Annotated in this window: 14 protein-coding genes; 12 read left to right on the top strand and 2 right to left on the bottom strand. The window is 71.0% G+C overall.

From position 1 onward, the window contains the following. Positions 1–2: 2 nt before the first annotated feature. A complete protein-coding gene (locus tag AC0680_RS15865) occupies positions 3–1,181 on the bottom strand; it encodes a hypothetical protein (protein WP_478628927.1) in 1,179 nt (392 codons plus the stop codon). A 278-nt stretch (positions 1,182–1,459) separates the two neighbouring features. On the opposite strand from AC0680_RS15865, the gene AC0680_RS15860 reads away from it, so the two are divergent. From AC0680_RS15860 to rodA, 9 genes are all read left to right on the top strand, one after another. Beyond that, complete coding sequence (locus AC0680_RS15860) at positions 1,460–2,908, top strand: peptidoglycan D,D-transpeptidase FtsI family protein (RefSeq protein ID WP_478628693.1); 1,449 nt, start codon at positions 1,460–1,462, stop codon at positions 2,906–2,908. A 102-nt stretch (positions 2,909–3,010) separates the two neighbouring features. Then, positions 3,011–4,525 carry a bifunctional tetrahydrofolate synthase/dihydrofolate synthase gene (folC, locus tag AC0680_RS15855; RefSeq protein WP_478628690.1) on the top strand — a complete coding sequence of 505 codons (1,515 nt, stop codon included), beginning with the start codon at positions 3,011–3,013 and terminating at the stop codon, positions 4,523–4,525. Between the two features lie 2 nt (positions 4,526–4,527). After that, complete coding sequence (locus tag AC0680_RS15850) at positions 4,528–4,905, top strand: DUF4233 domain-containing protein (protein ID WP_478628687.1); 378 nt, start codon at positions 4,528–4,530, stop codon at positions 4,903–4,905. Between the two features lie 122 nt (positions 4,906–5,027). After that, a complete protein-coding gene (ndk, locus tag AC0680_RS15845; RefSeq protein WP_384440547.1) occupies positions 5,028–5,441 on the top strand; it encodes a nucleoside-diphosphate kinase in 414 nt (137 codons plus the stop codon). A gap of 294 nt (positions 5,442–5,735) precedes the next feature. Next, on the top strand, positions 5,736–6,755 hold the full coding sequence (locus AC0680_RS15840) for a rod shape-determining protein (protein WP_003985182.1): 1,020 nt from the start codon (positions 5,736–5,738) through the stop codon (positions 6,753–6,755). A gap of 295 nt (positions 6,756–7,050) precedes the next feature. Beyond that, the gene (mreC, locus tag AC0680_RS15835; RefSeq protein WP_478628684.1) at positions 7,051–7,983 is read left to right on the top strand and encodes a rod shape-determining protein MreC; all 933 of its coding nucleotides are present in this window, start codon (positions 7,051–7,053) and stop codon (positions 7,981–7,983) included. A 4-nt stretch (positions 7,984–7,987) separates the two neighbouring features. Continuing rightward, complete coding sequence (gene mreD, locus AC0680_RS15830; RefSeq protein ID WP_478628681.1) at positions 7,988–8,716, top strand: rod shape-determining protein MreD; 729 nt, start codon at positions 7,988–7,990, stop codon at positions 8,714–8,716. Positions 8,717–8,764: 48 nt separating this feature from the next. Continuing rightward, entirely contained in the window at positions 8,765–10,909 is a 2,145-nt protein-coding gene (gene mrdA, locus AC0680_RS15825; protein WP_478628679.1) for a penicillin-binding protein 2, read from the top strand. A 29-nt stretch (positions 10,910–10,938) separates the two neighbouring features. Further along, on the top strand, positions 10,939–12,120 hold the full coding sequence (rodA, locus tag AC0680_RS15820; RefSeq protein ID WP_478628924.1) for a rod shape-determining protein RodA: 1,182 nt from the start codon (positions 10,939–10,941) through the stop codon (positions 12,118–12,120). Between the two features lie 7 nt (positions 12,121–12,127). On the opposite strand, the gene AC0680_RS15815 is transcribed toward rodA, so the two are convergent. Further along, the gene (locus AC0680_RS15815; protein ID WP_478628677.1) at positions 12,128–12,604 is read right to left on the bottom strand and encodes an ATP-binding protein; all 477 of its coding nucleotides are present in this window, start codon (positions 12,602–12,604) and stop codon (positions 12,128–12,130) included. Between the two features lie 183 nt (positions 12,605–12,787). Here AC0680_RS15815 and AC0680_RS15810 point away from each other — a divergent pair, with 183 nt between their 5' ends. The 3 genes from AC0680_RS15810 (at position 12,788) to AC0680_RS15800 (ending at position 17,789) form a co-directional block, all read left to right on the top strand. Then, positions 12,788–14,380, top strand: coding sequence for a CYTH and CHAD domain-containing protein (locus tag AC0680_RS15810; protein WP_478628674.1), 1,593 nt, complete (start codon positions 12,788–12,790; stop codon positions 14,378–14,380). A gap of 121 nt (positions 14,381–14,501) precedes the next feature. Then, positions 14,502–16,427, top strand: coding sequence for a TIGR03960 family B12-binding radical SAM protein (locus tag AC0680_RS15805; RefSeq protein ID WP_478628671.1), 1,926 nt, complete (start codon positions 14,502–14,504; stop codon positions 16,425–16,427). 120 nt (positions 16,428–16,547) lie between these two features. Beyond that, positions 16,548–17,789 carry a hypothetical protein gene (locus AC0680_RS15800; protein WP_478628668.1) on the top strand — a complete coding sequence of 414 codons (1,242 nt, stop codon included), beginning with the start codon at positions 16,548–16,550 and terminating at the stop codon, positions 17,787–17,789. Positions 17,790–17,808 lie beyond the last annotated feature (19 nt).

Below are 17,808 nucleotides of genomic sequence, written 5' to 3'. Positions count from 1 at the left end.
CCTTACTGTGATTGCGACCCGACAAGTACGCCCCCCCCCCCCCCCCCCTCTCCCCCCCCCCCCCCCCCCCCCCCCCCCCCCCCCCCCCCCCGTCCCCGCCTCCGGCGCCCGCGTTCGCGTACCGGCCACAGCAGCACATACGCCGTCGAGACGGCCACGAACGCCAGCCGGATCAGCCCGCGGGCGGAGTCGTCGGGCACGGCGAAGACGCTGCCGTAGAGGGTGAGCAGGCCCAGCCAGCTCCACCAGGGGACCAGGCGGCGCTGCCCGATGACGTCCCAGAGCAGGGTGCCGAGCAGCACGGACGCGGTGTAGTACGTGTAGACGCTGGGGTCGAGGACGATGCGGGCGTTGGCGCCCAGCAGGACCACCGCGGCCCAGCGGCCGCGCCAGACCGCTATGGCGCCCAGCGTCAGGCCCAGGGCGGCCTGGGCGGGGCGGTCCCAGCCGGGGGTCTCCGGGTCGCCGACGCCCAGCCAGCGCAGGGCGGACGCCGGATGGTTGGGGATGGCGAACTTCGCCGCGGCGAACGACTGCGGATCGCCGACGAAGAACGGCAGCCAGGCCAGGGCGACCAGCCCGGCGCACCACAGGCCGGCCCGCGGCCACTGGTGCCTGGGGAGGGCGAGCAGGAGCGGGAGGAAGGCCAGCGCGGTGGGCTTGGAGTCCATCGCCAGGGCCAGGAAGACGCCGGTGAGGGCGGCGTCGCCGCGGGTGACGGCGCGTACCGCGAGGGCGGTGAAGAACAGCGCGAGGACGTCGTCGAGGTGTCCGAAGCGGACCGCGACCTCGATCCACATGGGGATGAAGGCCAGCCCGGCTATCAGTACGCGCTGCCGCAGCCGCTGGTGGTTGGTGCCGGTGCCCAGGAAGTGGTGGGCGGCGCTGCGGCCCGCCAGCACCACGATCACCAGGCCGAGCAGCGACATCAGGGCCGCGGCGAGGAACTGGCCGGTGGCCTCGGGGAAGGGGTTGAACAGGCCGGCGGTCAGAAAGCTGAGCGGGCCCATCTGGAGCTCGGGGTGGTGCGCGTAGAGGTTGAGCCCGCCGGTGCCGTCGCCCGAGGTGCCCTGGTAGATCAGTTCACCGCCGCTGCGCAGGTAGTGCCACGAGAATCCGCCGTGCGGCTCGACGACGGCGAACCACAGCACCGTCCAGGCGCCGAGCAGCACCAGATGCATCCGCTGACTGATTGCCGGCACTCTTCCCCCAGCTCCCGCTTTCCCGCCCGCTGCCTGCTGCCTGCCGCCGTGGAGACCGCCGTCCGGTGGTCACCGGGGGCCGCAGCCCGCCGTCGAAGAGGGGGAAACGCGGCGGAAAGTTGTCCCGGCGGCTGATCCGGAACGGGCGCCGGCGGCTCTCATGGCGCTCTCATGGCCCTCTCATGAAGCCCGGGCACGGTGGACCGAGCGCCCGAGGCCGGGCAGCACCGCACGTCCAGCACGAGGAGCCGCGCCCCATGAACAAGCCACTGCGACGGGTCTCGGTCTTCTGCCTGGCCCTGATCCTCGCGCTGATGGGCTGGGCGACCTGGATCCAGGGCGCGAAGGCCGGCGACTACAAGGAGGACCCGCACAATCCGCGGATGGCGATCGGCAAGTACGCGGCGCCGCTGGGCAACATCCTCGTCGGCGGGGAGCCCGTCACCGGCTCCGCCGCCACCTCCTCCACGCTGAAGTACAAGCGGACCTACAAGGACGGCCCGCTGTACGCACCGGTCACCGGCTTCACCTCGCAGATCTTCGGCAGCAACCAGCTGGAGAGCCTCTACGGCGACCTCCTCGACGGCTCCGACAGCCGGCTGCAGAGCCCCGCCGACGCGCTGACGCGCACGCGGGCCAAGGGCGGCGACGTGGCCACCACCATCGACGCCGAGGTGCAGAAGGCCGGCTACCGGGCGCTGGGCGACAAGAAGGGCGCCGCCGTCGCCCTGGACCCCGCCACGGGGCGGATCCTGGGCATGGTCAGCACCCCGTCCTACGACCCGGGGAAGTTCGCCGGGTCCTCCGCCGCCGACCAGAAGGCCTGGCAGCGGATGTCCGACGACAGCGACGACCCCGAGGTCAACCGGGCGCTGCGGCAGCCGCTGCCGCCCGGTTCCACCTTCAAGCTGGTGGTCGCCGCGGCCGCGCTGGAGAACGGCCTGTACTCCTCGGTGGACGTGCCCACCGACAGCCCCGACCCGTACACGCTCCCGCACACCCGCACCACGCTGAAGAACGAGAGCGCCTCGGCGCCCTGCGAGAACGCCACCATCCGCACCGCGCTGCAGTACTCCTGCAACACCGTCTTCGCGAAGATGGCCGTCGACCTGGGCAAGGACAAGGTGAAGGCGCAGGCCGAGAAGTTCGGCTTCAACGACGGCAAGGTGGACACCCCGGTGCGGGCCGGCAGGAGCAGCTACCCCTCGGACATGGACGAGGCGCAGACCGCGCTGTCCGGCATCGGTCAGTTCGACGACCAGGCGACCCCGCTGCAGATGGCGATGGTCGCCGCGGCCATCGCCAACGGTGGTGAGCTGAAGACCCCGCAGCTGGTCGACGAGCTGACCGACGGCGGCGGCAACACCATCGAGCGCAACGGCCCCAAGACGTACGGCACGGCCATGTCGGCGCGGACGGCCGCCCAGCTGCGGTCGGCGATGCAGACGGTGGTGGACGAGGGCACCGGGTCGAACGCGAAGATCGGCGGACTGACCGTCGGCGGCAAGACCGGTACCGCCCAGCACGGCGTCGACAACAGCGGTACGCCCTACGCCTGGTTCGTCTCCTACGCCGAGGACGCGCGCGGGCACCAGGTCGCGGTCGCGGTGATGGTCGAGGACGGCCACGCGGCCCGTAACGAGGTATCCGGCAACGGGCTGGCGGCCCCGATCGCGCGGGCGATGATGGCGGCGGCGCTGAAGTAACGGGGCGCACGGCGGCGCCGGGCGGGGCCCGGATGCGGCGCGGGGGCGGTCGCCGGGCAGCGCAGCGCACCGCTGTCAGCGGTGCCTCGTAGACTTGTCGTCGTGAGCGAGCGCCCCCAGAACGACGACCCCGACCCGACCGACCCCTTCGACGAACTGGTCGAAGCGGAGACGGACCGTGACCCCGACCTCGCGGTGATCGAGGCCGGCAGCCGGACCCTGCGCGCCCAGGCAGGACCGCCGCAGGGGGACCCGATTCCCGCCCGGCCGGCCGACCCCGAGGTCGACCGCGCGCTGCGCGCCGTGGAGGAGGAGCTGGCCGGCCGCTGGGGCGAGACCAAGCTCGACCCCTCGGTGCAGCGCATCGAGGCGCTGCTGGACATCCTCGGCTCCCCGCAGCGGGCCTACCCCTCCATCCACATCACGGGCACGAACGGCAAGACCAGCACCGCCCGCATGATCGAGGCCCTGCTGTCCGCCTTCGACCTGCGCACCGGCCGCTATACGAGCCCGCACGTCCAGTCGATCACCGAGCGGATCAGCCTGGACGCCGCCCCGATCTCCGCCGAGCGCTTCATCGAGACCTACCGGGACATCGCCCCGTATGTGGAGATGGTCGACGCCCAGCAGGAGTACCGCCTGTCGTTCTTCGAGGTGCTGACGGCGATGGCGTTCGCCGCCTTCGCGGACACCCCGGTGGACGTGGCGGTCGTCGAGGTCGGCATGGGCGGCACCTGGGACGCGACGAACGTCATCGACGGCGACGTCGCCGTGATCACCCCGATCGCGCTGGACCACACCGACCGGCTGGGCGAGACGCACGAGGCGATCGCCGGCGAGAAGTCCGGGATCATCAAGAAGGACGCGACCGTCGTGCTGGCCCAGCAGCCGGTGGACGCGGCGTCGGTGATGCTCAAGCGCGCGGTCGAGGTGGATGCCACGGTCGCCCGTGAGGGCATGGAGTTCGGGGTCATCTCGCGTGAGGTGGCGGTCGGCGGCCAGATGCTGACGCTGCGCGGTCTGGGCGGCGAGTATCCCGAGATCTTCCTTCCGCTGTACGGCGCCCATCAGGCGCACAACGCCGCGGTGGCGCTCGCCGCGGTCGAGGCGTTCTTCGGCGTCGGCTCGGACCACGCCCGCACGCTCGACATCGACACCATCCGCTCCGCGTTCGCCGCGGTCTCCTCGCCCGGCCGGATGGAGGTCGTCCGCCGCAGCCCGACGGTGGTGCTGGACGCGGCGCACAATCCGGCGGGCGCGCGGGCCGCGGCCGAGGCGGTCACCGAGGCGTTCGGGTTCAGCCGGCTGGTGGGCGTCGTCGGCGCCAGCGACGACAAGGACGTCCGGGGCCTGCTGGAGGCGTTCGAGCCGATCTGCGCCGAGATCGTGGTGACGCGTAATTCCAGCCATCGTGCGATGGATCCGGACGAGCTGGCGGCGATCGCGGTCGAGGTCTTCGGCGCCGAGCGGGTCCAGGTCGAGCCGCGGCTCGACGACGCCCTGGAAGCGGCGATCACGCTCGCGGAGGAAGAGGGCGAGTTCTCCGGAGCGGGTGTGCTGGTGACCGGTTCGGTGATCACGGTCGGCGAGGCCCGGCTGCTGATGGGAAGGAGCTGACCATGCGCACGCTGTGTGCCAGCACCCTGATAGGCGAGTTCTTCGTGATCGGCTTCGCCGGCCTGGTCGCGATGCAGCTGACCGATCTGCCGACGGCCACGATCTGGACGGTCAGCGGGGTCGCGATGGTGTTGAGCATCCTGCTGTGCGGGATGCTGACCCGCCCCGGCGGCGTCCAGCTCGGCTGGGTGCTGCAGTTCGCCCTGATCGCCAGCGGCTTCGTCGTCCCGACGATGTTCTTCCTGGGCGCGGTCTTCGCGGCCCTGTGGTGGGCGTCGGTCCACTTCGGCCGCAAGATCGACGAGGCGAAGGCCCGCTGGGCCGCCCAGGCCGAGGCCTCGGGCGACGCGGCGGGGGAGCCGGTGGGCGGGGCGGCCTGACCCGGCCGGCCGGGCGGGCGCAGGGCCTCGTCAGGGGCCGGGGGCTGGACCGCGAAGCGCCATGTCACCCATGTAGCCTCAGTGCACCCGCTGACCGTCGTTCACATCCAGGGAGTCCTTTCGTGAGCCAGCGCACCCTCGTCCTCCTCAAGCCCGACGCCGTCAAGCGCGGTCTGATCGGCGAGATCATCGGCCGCATCGAGAAGAAGGCCGGCTGGACGATCAGCGCGCTGGAGCTGCGCAGCCTGGACCGCGAGCTGCTGGAGCAGCACTACGCCGAGCACGTCGGCAAGCCGTTCTACGAGCCCCTCGTCGCCTTCATGTCCTCGGGACCGGTGGTCTCCCTGGTCGTCGAGGGCGAGCGGGTGATCGAAGGCGTGCGGGCGCTGGCCGGTCCGACTGACCCGATTGCCGCGCCGAGTGGGTCCATTCGTGGGGACTTCGGAACGATCACCCGAGAGAATCTGATCCATGCGTCGGATTCCGAAGAGTCCGCCGAGCGCGAGATCAAGATTTTCTTCCCCGGGATTTCCTGACGCCTCATCAGCTGTAAACCCCCCGTGACCAGGGGCGACCGACAAAATCATCGGTCGCCCTTTGGTGTATGAAACTCGATCGGGGGAACGCATCACCCCGACACGACGTCACCATTAAGGGGGGCGGGTGCGTGTACGGCTGACAATGGCGGAACAGCCTCCCGACGTGTTCGAGTGGGCGCACTACGAACTACGATGGAGGCTTCCGCGCCTCACAGCGCATCACCTCCTGCCGACCTCCAGTAAGCATTCGCTCCAGTTGGGAAGGCCAGACGTATCCTCATGGGGAACAACATGTCGTTCATCGGCCGTGACATGGCTGTCGACCTCGGGACCGCCAACACGCTGGTGTACGTCAGGGGCCGTGGAATCGTCCTCAACGAGCCGTCGGTCGTGGCCATCAACACCAACACCGGCGGCATCCTCGCGGTAGGTGCCGAGGCGAAGAAGATGATCGGGCGCACGCCCGGCAACATCGTCGCCGTACGGCCCCTGAAGGACGGCGTGATCGCCGACTTCGAGATCACCGAGCGGATGCTCCGCTACTTCATCCTCAAGATCCACAAGCGTCGCTATCTGGCGCGGCCGCGGGTCGTGGTGTGCGTTCCCTCCGGTATCACGGGAGTTGAGCGCCGCGCGGTCATCGAGGCCTCGACCCAGGCCGGCGCCCGCCAGGTGCACATCATCGAGGAGCCGATGGCCGCCGCCATCGGTTCCGGCCTGCCGGTCCACGAGGCCACCGGCAACATGGTGGTGGACATCGGCGGCGGCACGACCGAGGTCGCGGTGATCTCGCTCGGCGGCATCGTCACCGCCCAGTCCATCCGGGTGGCCGGCGACGAGCTCGACAACGCGATCATCCAGCACATCAAGAAGGAGTACAGCCTTCTGCTGGGCGAGCGCACCGCCGAGAGCATCAAGATCACCATCGGCTCGGCGTACGACCTGGAACAGGACGAGCACACCGAGATCCGGGGCCGCGACCTGGTCTCCGGGCTGCCCAAGACCGTCGTCATCTCGGCCGCCGAGGTGCGCAAGGCCATCGAGGAGCCGGTCAACTCCATCGTCGACGCGGTCAAGACGACCCTCGACAAGTGCCCGCCGGAGCTGTCCGGCGACGTGATGGACCGCGGCATCGTGCTCACCGGAGGCGGCGCCCTGCTCCGCGGCCTCGATGAGCGGCTGCGCCGCGAGACCGGCATGCCCATCCACATCGCCGAGGACCCGCTCGACTCCGTCGCGCTCGGTTCCGGCAAGTGCGTCGAGGAGTTCGAGGCCCTCCAGCAGGTCCTCGACTCCCAGCCCCGCAGGTAGCACAGCGCGCGTCCCGGCCGCGCGGCGGGCGCCATGCGGCGTCCGCGGCGGTCGGGCACAAGGCGAGAGCAGCCGGTTCGCCCGGCGGAGCACGGACACCCGCCGCCGGTGCGAATCGTCGATACGAATCGGTGCTGCGAATCGTTGATATACAGGCACAACATCTCGACAGACACGGTGCGCTGACGCCTCACCCGTCGCCACCGTCACAGCAAGGCACAACGCTCAACTCCCGAACGAGACCGGCGGGGCCCGCAGCCGGCCGGTCCTACGAGGAAGGACACGGCCGCCGCACGTGAGGGACACACGAGAGAGCCGGCTGCTGCTGGTGCTGTTGGTCGCGATCGCGTTCGCGCTGATCACGGTCGATATCCGCGGCGGCGAACAGTCCCCGCTCGATGGCGCCCGGCAAGCCGCGGCCTCCGCCTTCGGCCCGGTCGAGAGCGGTGTGGCCCGCGTCGTCGACCCGGTCGGCAACGCCGTCGGCGCCGTACGGGACTCCGGCAGCCGGCACAACCGGATCACCAAGCTGGAGCACGAGAACGAGGCGCTGAAGGCCAAGCTCGGCTCCTCCGACCGCAACCGCAGCCGCGCCGCCGAGCTCGACAAGATCCTCAAGACCGCGGGCACCGGCCAGTACGCCATCAAGGGCGCCCAGGTCATCGCCATCGGCTCGGCCCAGGGCTTCTCCTGGACCGTCACCATCGACGCCGGCAGCCGCGACGGCATCGCCCGCGACATGACCGTGCTCAACGGCGACGGCCTGGTCGGCCGGGTCACCACGGTCGGCGCCGAGACCTCCACCGTGCTGCTGGCCGCCGACCCCGACTTCACCGTCGGCACCCGCATGGAGAAGACCAACGAGATCGGCTTCGCCAACGGGCAGGGCGTCCGCTCGCTGCGCGTCCAGCTCCTCAACGGCAAGGCCACGGTCCGCAGGGGCGACCGGCTGGTCACCTTCGGCTCCAGCAGGGACAAGCCGTTCGTGCCGGGCGTGCCCGTGGGCCGGGTCGTCAAGGTCGAGCCGTCCAACGGCGATCTGACCCGCAGCCTCCAGGTCCGGCCGTTCGTCTCCTTCTCCCAGCTCGACATCGTCGGCGTCGTCGTCCAGGCGCCCCGCGAGGACCCGCGCGACACCGTTCTGCCGCCTCGGCCCGCGAAGCCCAAGCCGACCCCGACCGTCACCGTCACGGCCACTCCCTCCGCGAGCGCTTCTCCCAGGAGCTGAACCGATGCGTCTCAACCGGATCCTGCTCTCGGCCCCGCTGGTGGTCGTCGCCCTCGTCATCCAGGTCACCATCCTCGCGCGCCTCCAACTGCCGGGGGCCGTACCGGACCTGCTGCTGCTCGTCGTCCTCGGCCTCGCGCTGGTCTACGGCCATGTCGGCGGCTCGCTCGTCGGCTTCTGCGCCGGACTGCTGGCCGACCTCGCCCCGCCCTCCGACCACGCCATCGGCCGCTATGCGCTGGTGCTCTGCATCATCGGCTATGTCGCGGGCCTGACCAGGCCGGACAACGGCCAGCACCGCTCGGCGACGCTGCCGCTGGTGGTCGTGATCGGCGCCGCCATCGGCTCGACGCTGATGTACGCCGCCGTCGGCTCGCTCGTCGGCGACACCGCCGCCCGGCACGTCGGCATCGTCGGACTGCTGCTCAGCGCCACGCTCTACGACCTGCTGCTGGCCCCCTTCATCGTCCCGCTGGTGATGGCGCTGGCCCGCAGAACGGAGCCCGAACCGCTGGTCGGCGACGGCTCCGGCAGCCCGAACGGCACGGCGGGCAGCCGCGACTCCGGGTACGGCTGGCTCAGCACCGGCACCGGTCTCAAGGCCAGCCGCGGCGCCATGAAGTCCATCAAGTCCGTGCGCACAGGGGCACGCATCGGCAGCCAGCGCGGCGGACTGCTCGGCAAGTCGGCCCGCGACAAGGTGGGCCGCATCAAGGGGGTCAAGCGGCTGTGACGCCCTCCCGTCTTCCGACCACCACCTCTCATGGAGGCGCCTCGCGCCATGAGTAATCTCCCGGAAAGCCGGACCTCCCGCATCACGGTCCGGCTCATCGCGCTCCAGATCCTGGTCTTCTCCCTGCTGCTCACCCTCGGTGGCCGGCTGTGGTACCTGCAGATCCGCAACGGCCAGGAGTACGCCAACGAGGCCCGCAGCAACCACGTCCAGCAGGTCGTCGACCCCGCCACCCGCGGCTCCATCCTCGACGCCCGCGGGGTTCCGCTGGCCGACAACCAGACCCGTCTGGTCGTCTCCGCCAGCCGTACCGAGCTGCTGAAGATGAAGGACGACGGCAAGGCCGTGCTCGGCCGGCTCGCCAAGGTGCTCGGCATGACCGAGCCGGAGATCCGCAACAAGGTCCGGCTGTGCGACTCGAAGACGCCGCAGCCCTGCTGGAACGGCTCGCCGTACCAGCCGATCCCGATCACCGACGAGGCCACCACCCAGCAGGCCCTGCAGATCCGCGAGCGCTCCGAGGACTTCCCCGGGATCACCGCCGAGCCCACCGCGGTCCGCCGCTACGCCGCCCCCGGTGACGCCAACACCGCCCAGGTCCTCGGCTACCTCTCCCCGGTGACCGACGAGGAGATCAACAAGGCCAAGAACAGCAACTCGCCGCTGCTGCGCTCGGACCAGATCGGCCGCTCCGGCCTGGAGCGGCAGTACGACGACTACCTGCGCGGCAAGGCCGCCGTCACCCGCTACGAGGTCGACAACCTCGGCCGGGTCATCGGCCAGGCCAAGAGCGACAAGGGGCAGGCCGGTTCGAGCGTCGTCACCAGCATCGACGCCCGTGTGCAGGCCATAGCGGAGAAGCAGCTGGACCAGGCCATGAAGGACGCCCGCCAGCAGGTGGACCGCAACACCGGCACCAACTACAAGGCCGACTCCGGCGCCGTGGTCGTGATGGAGGCGAAGACCGGACGGGTGGTGGCGATGGCCTCCAACCCCAGCTACGACCCCAACGCCTGGGTCGGCGGCATCTCCGGCAAGGACTACGCGCGGCTGACCGGCAAGAAGTCCAACTACCCGCTGCTCAACCGCGCCATCCAGGGGCAGGCCGCCCCCGGCTCGATCTTCAAGGTCATCTCGACCGCGGCCTCGGTCAACGCGGGCTACGACTTCAACGGCCACTACCCCTGCACCAGCTCGTACAGCATCGGCGGCCAGGTCTTCAAGAACTTCGAGTCGCAGAGCCACGGTGACATCAGCCTCGGCCGGGCCCTGGAGGTCTCCTGCGACACCGTCTTCTACAAGCTCTCGCACGACGAGTGGAAGAAGGACGGCGGGGACAAGCCGAAGAAGGACGCCAAGAACTGGTTCTACAAGACCGCCCACCAGTTCGGCCTCGGCAAGGAGACCGGCATCGACCTCCCCAACGAGGTCACCGGCCGGGTCCCGGACCGCAAGTGGAAGCGCGACTTCTGGATGGCCAACAAGGCCGGCTGGTGCGAGCAGGCCAAGGCCTGGCCGAAGAAGAAGGACTTCGGCACGAAGCTGGCCCGTGAGGGCTGCCTCGAAGGCATGAAGCTGCACGCCTACGACTCGATCAACTACGCCATCGGACAGGGCGACACCCTGGTCACCCCGATCCAGATGGCGACCATCTACGCGGCGATCAGCAACGGCGGCACGCTCCACGACCCGACCGTCGGCAAGGCCATCGTCAGCCCCGACGGCAAGCACATCCAGCAGATCCGGCCGCGGTCGCACGGCACGCTGCCGGTGACCCGGAAGACGCTGGCGCAGATGGACGGCGCCCTCGCCGGCGTGGCCACCCGCGGTACCGCCGCCTGGCGGTTCGGCGGCTGGCCGCAGGAGAAGATCCCGATGCACGCCAAGACCGGTACGGCCGAGGTCTACGGCAAGCAGACGACCTCGTGGTTCGCGACGTACACCAAGGACTACGCGATCGTCATGACGATCTCCCAGGGTGGTACGGGTTCCGGCGCCTCCGGCCCGGCCGTGCGCAACATCTACAACGCCCTGTACGGAGTCGACGAGAAGGGCGGCATCAACGCCAAGGCCGCCCTGCTGCCGAAGCCGCAGGGCTCGCTGCCCAAGATCGAGAACGATGGCACGATCGAGGCTCCGCCCATCAAGCCGTACGTCCTGCCGTCGCCGTCACCCTCGGGGAGCCCACAGTGACGACCAGCCACACCTCCCGGGCGTTCTCCATCCGGCGCTACACCCCCGAGCTGGGCACCTGGGGCAAGCTGACGGCGCGTGACTCGGTGCTGCGCAAGCTGGACTGGATACTGCTGCTGTCCTGTCTGGCGCTGTCGCTCATCGGGTCGCTGCTGGTCTTCTCCGCCACCCGCAACCGCACCGAGCTCAACAAGGGCGACGAGTACTACTTCTTCCTGCACCACCTGCTCAACCTGGGCATCGGCCTGGCGCTGGCCGCCGGCACGATCTGGCTGGGCCATCGCACCCTGCGCGGCGCGGTCCCGGTGCTGTACGCCCTGTCGGTCGTCCTGGCGCTGCTGGTGCTGACCCCGCTGGGCGCCACCATCAACGGTTCGCGCTCCTGGCTGGCGATCCCCGGCGGCTTCTCGCTCCAGCCCGCCGAGTTCGCGAAGATCACCATCTCGCTCGGCATGGCGATGATCCTGGCGTCCCGGGTCGATGCCGGCGACCGCCCGCACCCCGACCACCGGACCGTCGTCCAGGCCCTGCTGCTGGCCGCCGTCCCCGTCGTGGTCATCATGCTGATGCCCGACCTCGGCTCGGTCATGGTGCTCGGCGCCGTCATCCTCGGTGTGCTGCTCGCCTCCGGCGCCTCCAACCGCTGGATCCTGGGCCTGGTGGGCACGGGCGTCGTCGGCTGTGTCGCCATCTGGCAGCTCGGTCTGCTCGACGCCTACCAGATCGCCCGGTTCGCCGCGTTCGCCAACCCGAGCCTGGACCCGGCCGGCGTCGGCTACAACACCAACCAGGCCCGGATCGCGATCGGCGGCGGCGGGCTGACCGGGTCCGGCCTCTTCCATGGCAGCCAGACCACCGGCCAGTTCGTCCCCGAACAGCAGACGGACTTCATCTTCACCGTCGCCGGCGAGGAACTGGGCTTCCTGGGCGCGGGCCTGATCATCCTGCTGCTCGGCATCGTCATGTGGCGCGCCTGCCGGATCGCCCGCGAGTCCACCGAGCTCTACGGCACGGTCGTGGCCGCCGGCATCATCGCGTGGTTCGCCTTCCAGTCCTTCGAGAACATCGGCATGACGCTCGGCATCATGCCCGTGACCGGGCTGCCGCTGCCCTTCGTCTCCTACGGCGGCACCTCGATGTTCGCGGTCTGGATCGCCATAGGGCTGCTGCAGTCGATCCGGGTCGGGCGGCCCCTGTCGGCGTCCCGGTGACGCTGCGTCATCTTTGCCGGTAGAGCTCGAACCACAGAGAGGTGGACCGCGGCACCCCCGCGTACGGGGTGGTGCCCCAGTCGTCGGCGAGGTGGCCGGTGAGCAGCAGACCGAGGTCGGCCTGCGGCTCGCCGGCCACCGCCGTATACGGAGCGGCGGACGGTGACGCGAAGGCCTGCGCCGGAAGGCGGACCGGCGCCTCGTCGTGCACGCTGATCCGCAGCCCGTGCTCGGCCGTCAGCACCCGCAGCAGGATCTCGGCCGACCGGGGTGTGCGCAGGTGGGAGCTGGTGACCGCCTCCGAGGTGAGGAGGACGGCGGTGTCGAGAAGCGGCGCGAGCGGCGTGTGCCGCAGCACCGCCCGGACGAAGTCGCGGGCGAGCTTGGGGGCGGTGGGTCTGCTCGGCGCCGCCAGCAGGAACGGGCGGGCGCCCGCCGCGACGCGGACGGGTGTCCGGGCGGTGGCTGCGGTGTGGGGGTGCACGGGTGTCTCCCTCCCCGGAGGGCCGAGTGAGCGCCGATTGCCACGCTGTGTGGGAACTCCGTGACACACCGTAAGTCACGGTGCGCGGCGTGTGCCACCCGCATTTGCGGATCCTTGACATCCGGCGCCGGCCCCCGGGCACGGTGGGTGGTCCTCGCTGGGGCCGGTGGCTAGATTCGATGCATGGCGGACACCGTGCGGGAGATCGAGCGGAAGTACGAGGCCGACGACGACATCCAGCTGCCCGACCTGACCGGCGTCGACCCGGTCGCGAGCGTGGCGGAACAGGGCGCCGAGTCCCTGGACGCCCTCTATTACGACACCGCCGACCAGCGCCTCGCCGCGGACGGCATCACCCTGCGGCGGCGCACCGGCGGCAGGGACGCCGGCTGGCATCTGAAGCTGCCGGTCGCGCCCGGGGTGCGCGACGAGGTGCGGGCGCCGCTGTCCGATACGCCGCCCGCGGAGCTGACCGCGCTCGTACGGTCACGGGTGCTGGACCGCGAACTGGCCCCCGTCGTACGGCTGCGGACCCGGCGCACGGTCCTGGTGCTGCACGACGCCGCGGGCGCGCCGCTCGCCGAGGTGGCCCAGGACGAGGTGCGGGCGCACCGGGCGGGCGGGGCCGCGGAGGCGGGCCACGAGCCCGCGGAGGTGCGCTGGCGGGAGATCGAGGTGGAGCTGGCCGGGGACGGCGGCGAGGACGCCGGGCTGTTGGACGGGATCGGCCGGGCGCTGGCCGCCGCGGGGGTGCGCCCCGCCTCCTCGGCGTCGAAGCTGGCGAGGGCGCTGGCCGAGACGGGGCAGCGGCCGGCCCGGCCCGGGAAGGGCGGCGCCGAGGGCTCCGGCGAGGACGCGGGCAAGGGCTCCGGCAAGAAGGGCAGGAAGGGCCGCACCGCCGGCGACGTCGTGCTGCGCTATGTCCGCGAGCAGGTGCGGACGATCGTCGAACTCGATCCGGGGGTACGGCGCGACCTGCCCGACGCGGTGCACCAGATGCGGGTCGCCACGCGCCGGCTGCGCAGCGCCTTCCGCTCGTACACCAAGGTCCTCGACCGTGCCGTCACGCAGCCGATCGGCGTCGAACTCAAGTGGCTGGCCGCGGAGTTGGGGGTGGACCGGGACCGCGAGGTGCTGACCGAGCGGCTGCACGGCGCGCTGGCCGAGGTGCCCCGCACGCTACGGCTCGGCCCGGTCGCGGCCCGGCTGCGCATCTGGTCGCAGCGGCGCCGGGCCGGCGCGCGCAGGCAGCTGCTCGCCGTATTGGACGGTGACCGCTACCTCTCGCTCCTGAAGACCCTCGACGCCCTCCTGGAGGCGCCGCCCCTGCGCGGGGCCGCAGCCGGTCCCGCGCCCGAAGTGGTGGCCCGGGCCGTGCTGAAGGACTACCGGCGGCTGTCGCGCCGTGTGGAGGCCGCGCTGGCCGCCCCCGCCGGGCAGGGGAGGGACGAGGCGCTGCACAGCGCCCGCAAGGCGGCCAAGCGGACCCGGTACGCGGCCGAGGCGGCCCGCCCGGCGCTGGGCCGCCCGGCGAAGAAGTTCGCCAAGCGCACCAAGCGGCTGCAGCAGCTCCTCGGCGACCACCAGGACAGCGTGGTGGCCCGCGGCGCCCTGCGGGAGCTGGCGACCCAGGCGCAGCGCGCCGGCGAGGGCGCCTTCACCTTCGGCCTGCTCTACGGCCGCGAGGAGGCCCTGGCCGCCGACCGCGAGCGGGAGCTGCCGGCGGTGTGGGCGAAGGTCTCGCGACCCGAGCACCGGGCCGCGCTCCGGCCGTGACGTCCCCCTCACGGGATGCGTACGGGGCCCTCTGACCTGCGGGAAGCGACGCGTCAAGGGTTTGCCGCCGGGCACGTTAGGCTTGAGGGTCACCCCTGCCCGCTGATGAAAGATCACCACGATGCCTGTCGAGTCGGTCTTCCCGCGCCTGGAAGCCCTCCTCCCGCACGTGCAGAAGCCCATCCAGTACGTCGGCGGCGAGCTGAACTCCACCGTCAAGGACTGGGACTCCTGTGACGTCCGCTGGTCGCTCATGTACCCGGACGCGTACGAGGTCGGCCTGCCCAACCAGGGCGTCATGATCCTCTACGAGGTCCTCAACGAGCGGGAGGGCGTGCTGGCCGAGCGCACCTACAGCGTCTGGCCGGACCTCGAAGCGCTGATGCGCGAGCACGACGTCCCGCAGTTCACCGTCGACGCGCACCGCCCGGTGAGCGCCTTCGACGTGCTCGGCGTCTCCTTCTCCACCGAGCTCGGCTACACCAACCTGCTCACCGCCCTGGACCTGGCCGGCATCCCGCTGGAGGCCAAGGACCGCACCGAGGACCACCCGCTGATCCTCGCCGGCGGCCACGCCGCCTTCAACCCCGAGCCGATCGCGGACTTCCTGGACTGCGCGGTGGTCGGCGACGGCGAGCAGGCCGTGCTGGAGATCACCGAGATCATCCGTGCCTGGAAGAACGAGGGCCGGCCGGGCGGGCGCGACGAGCTGCTCTTCCGCCTCGCGAAGACCGGCAGCGTCTACGTCCCCAAGTTCTACGACGTCGAGTACCTCGCCGACGGCCGCATCTCCCGTGTCGTGCCGAACCGCTCCGGCGTCCCGTGGCGGGTGTCCAAGCACACCGTCATGGACCTGGACGAGTGGCCCTACCCCAAGCAGCCCCTCGTCCCCCTGGCCGAGACCGTCCACGAGCGGATGTCGGTCGAGATCTTCCGTGGCTGCACCCGCGGCTGCCGCTTCTGCCAGGCCGGCATGATCACGCGCCCCGTACGGGAGCGAAGCATCACCGGCATCGGCGAGATGGTGGACAAGGGACTGAAGGCCACGGGATTCGAGGAGGTCGGCCTGCTGTCGCTGTCCTCCGCGGACCACACCGAGATCGGCGACATCGCCAAGGGGCTCGCCGACCGGTACGAGGAAGACAAGATCGGTCTGTCGCTGCCGTCGACCCGCGTCGACGCCTTCAACATCGATCTTGCCAACGAGCTGACGCGCAACGGCCGTCGCTCGGGTCTGACCTTCGCGCCGGAGGGCGGCAGCGAGCGGATCCGCAAGGTCATCAACAAGATGGTCTCGGAAGAGGACCTGATCCGTACGGTCTCCACGGCCTACGGCAACGGCTGGCGGCAGGTGAAGCTGTACTTCATGTGCGGTCTGCCGACCGAGACCGACGAGGACGTGCTGCAGATCGGCGACATGGCGGTCAACGTCATCGCCGAGGGCCGCAAGGTCTCCGGGCAGAACGACATCCGCTGCACGGTCTCCATCGGCGGCTTCGTCCCCAAGCCGCACACGCCGTTCCAGTGGGCGCCGCAGCTGTCGGCGGAGGAGACGGACGCCCGTCTCGAGAAGCTCCGCGACAAGATCCGCGGCGACAAGAAGTACGGCCGCTCCATCGGCTTCCGCTACCACGACGGCAAGCCCGGCATCGTCGAGGGCCTGCTCTCGCGCGGCGACCGCCGCGTCGGTGCGGTCATCCGCGCCGTCTACGAGGGCGGCGGCCGCTTCGACGGCTGGCGCGAGCACTTCTCCTACGACCGCTGGATGAAGGCCGCGGAGGAGACGCTGCCCGCGTTCGGCGTGGACGTCGCCTGGTACACGACGCGCGAGCGGACGTACGAGGAGGTCCTGCCCTGGGACCACCTGGACTCCGGTCTGGACAAGGACTGGCTCTGGGAGGACTGGCAGGACGCCCTGGACGAGACCGAGGTCGAGGACTGCCGCTGGACCCCGTGCTTCGACTGCGGTGTCTGCCCCCAGATGGACACCGAGATCCAGATCGGTCCCACGGGCAAGAAGCTGCTGCCCCTGTCGGTCGTCAAGTAGCGCCGCGCTCACGCGCCTTCGGCCCGGCCCCGCACCCCGCGGTGGCCGGGCCGTTGCGTGTTCACGGACAATGCGGGGTGGGAACGGCACCGCAGGGAAGCGAACGAGGGGGAAGGCCGTATGGGGGCCATCGACGGGGGGCGGCGGGACGGCCTCGACACCGTGTCGCTCGACAAGGACCGGCGCGCGCCGGACCGCTACGAGCCGGGGGAGGGGTGCCTGACCACAGTGGTCCGCATCCCGGTGCGGATCGTGGTGCTGGTGCTCGTGGTGCCGGTGCGCCTGGTGTGGGACGCCTTGGTGGTCTGCGCCAAGGCCGTCGACCGCGCGCTGCTGCGCCCTTGCGGCCGCGGCCTGGCGTGGCTGTGGCGCACCCTCGTCGTCACCCCGTTGGCCTGGCTGTGGCGGTGTGTGATCGCACCCTTGGGGCTGGGGACCACGGCCGCGGTGGCGTGGCTGGTGCGGTACCTGGTCGTGGTGCCGGTGCAGTGGCTGTACGCGTATGTCGTGGCGCCGGTGGGGCGGGGGATCGCGGCGGCCGTGGCGTGGTTGGTGCGGTATCTGGTCGTGGTGCCGGCGCAGTGGCTGTACGCGTACGTCCTCACGCCCGTAGGGCGTGGAATCGCCTGGTTGGTACGGGCGTTGGGCGTGGGGGCGGTGTGGTGCGGCAAGGCGTTGTTCGTCTGGCCGTGGGTGGCGTTGTGGCGGTATGTGGTGGCGCCGGTGGGGCGGGGGATCGCGGCCGCGGTGGCGTGGCTGGTGCGGTATCTGGTCGTGGTGCCGGCCCAGTGGCTGTACACGTACCTGCTGACGCCCGTCGGGCACGGCATCGCCTGGCTGGTCCGGGGCGTCGGTACGGCCGTCGCCGCGCTCGTTCGATGGATCCTGGTGGTGCCCGCCGTCGCCCTTTGGCGGTATGTGCTGCAGCCGGTCGGGCGGGCGCTGGTGGCCGCGGTGACCGTGGTCTGCCGGGAGGTCGGGGACGCGCTCGGGCACTGCTGGCGGGCCGCGGGGTTCGTCTCCCGCGCCGTCGGCCGGTTCCTCGGCCGGCTGCTGCGGTGGATCTTCGTCGAGCCGTTCCGCTGGACGTACCGCACGGTGCTGACGCCGCTCGGGCACGGCATCCGCGACGGCGTCTGGCGCCCGGTCCGGCAGGCCCTGCGCGATGCCGGGCGGGCCACCCGCCAGGCGCTGGGTGCCGTACGGGAGTCCGTGCGGCAGACCCGCGGGGAGATCAGGCGCGCCCTGTTCGGCGGGTCCGCGGAACCGCGGCCGGCCGAGGCCGTACCGCCCCGCCGGGAACCGGGAGCCCCCGGGACACGTACTCTTGGTAGCAGTACGACCGCACTCACGAAGGACTGAGCGACACTGGGCAAGCGAC

It is taken from the genome of Streptomyces sp. NPDC043738, from assembly GCF_056436545.1.
This window is presented reverse-complemented; position numbering and strand designations above follow the sequence as displayed.

Excerpts from the sequence above, each read along its gene's own strand:
- AC0680_RS15860 (WP_478628693.1), top strand. The coding sequence starts at position 1,460 with ATGAACAAGCCACTGCGACGGGTCTCGGTCTTCTGCCTGGCCCTGATC.
- AC0680_RS15865 (WP_478628927.1), bottom strand. The coding sequence starts at position 1,181 with ATGCATCTGGTGCTGCTCGGCGCCTGGACGGTGCTGTGGTTCGCCGTC.
- AC0680_RS15805 (WP_478628671.1), top strand. The coding sequence starts at position 14,502 with ATGCCTGTCGAGTCGGTCTTCCCGCGCCTGGAAGCCCTCCTCCCGCAC.
- mreD (WP_478628681.1), top strand. The coding sequence starts at position 7,988 with ATGCGTCTCAACCGGATCCTGCTCTCGGCCCCGCTGGTGGTCGTCGCC.
- AC0680_RS15840 (WP_003985182.1), top strand. The coding sequence starts at position 5,736 with ATGTCGTTCATCGGCCGTGACATGGCTGTCGACCTCGGGACCGCCAAC.
- mrdA (WP_478628679.1), top strand. The coding sequence starts at position 8,765 with ATGAGTAATCTCCCGGAAAGCCGGACCTCCCGCATCACGGTCCGGCTC.
- AC0680_RS15800 (WP_478628668.1), top strand. The coding sequence starts at position 16,548 with ATGGGGGCCATCGACGGGGGGCGGCGGGACGGCCTCGACACCGTGTCG.
- AC0680_RS15850 (WP_478628687.1), top strand. The coding sequence starts at position 4,528 with ATGCGCACGCTGTGTGCCAGCACCCTGATAGGCGAGTTCTTCGTGATC.
- AC0680_RS15810 (WP_478628674.1), top strand. The coding sequence starts at position 12,788 with ATGGCGGACACCGTGCGGGAGATCGAGCGGAAGTACGAGGCCGACGAC.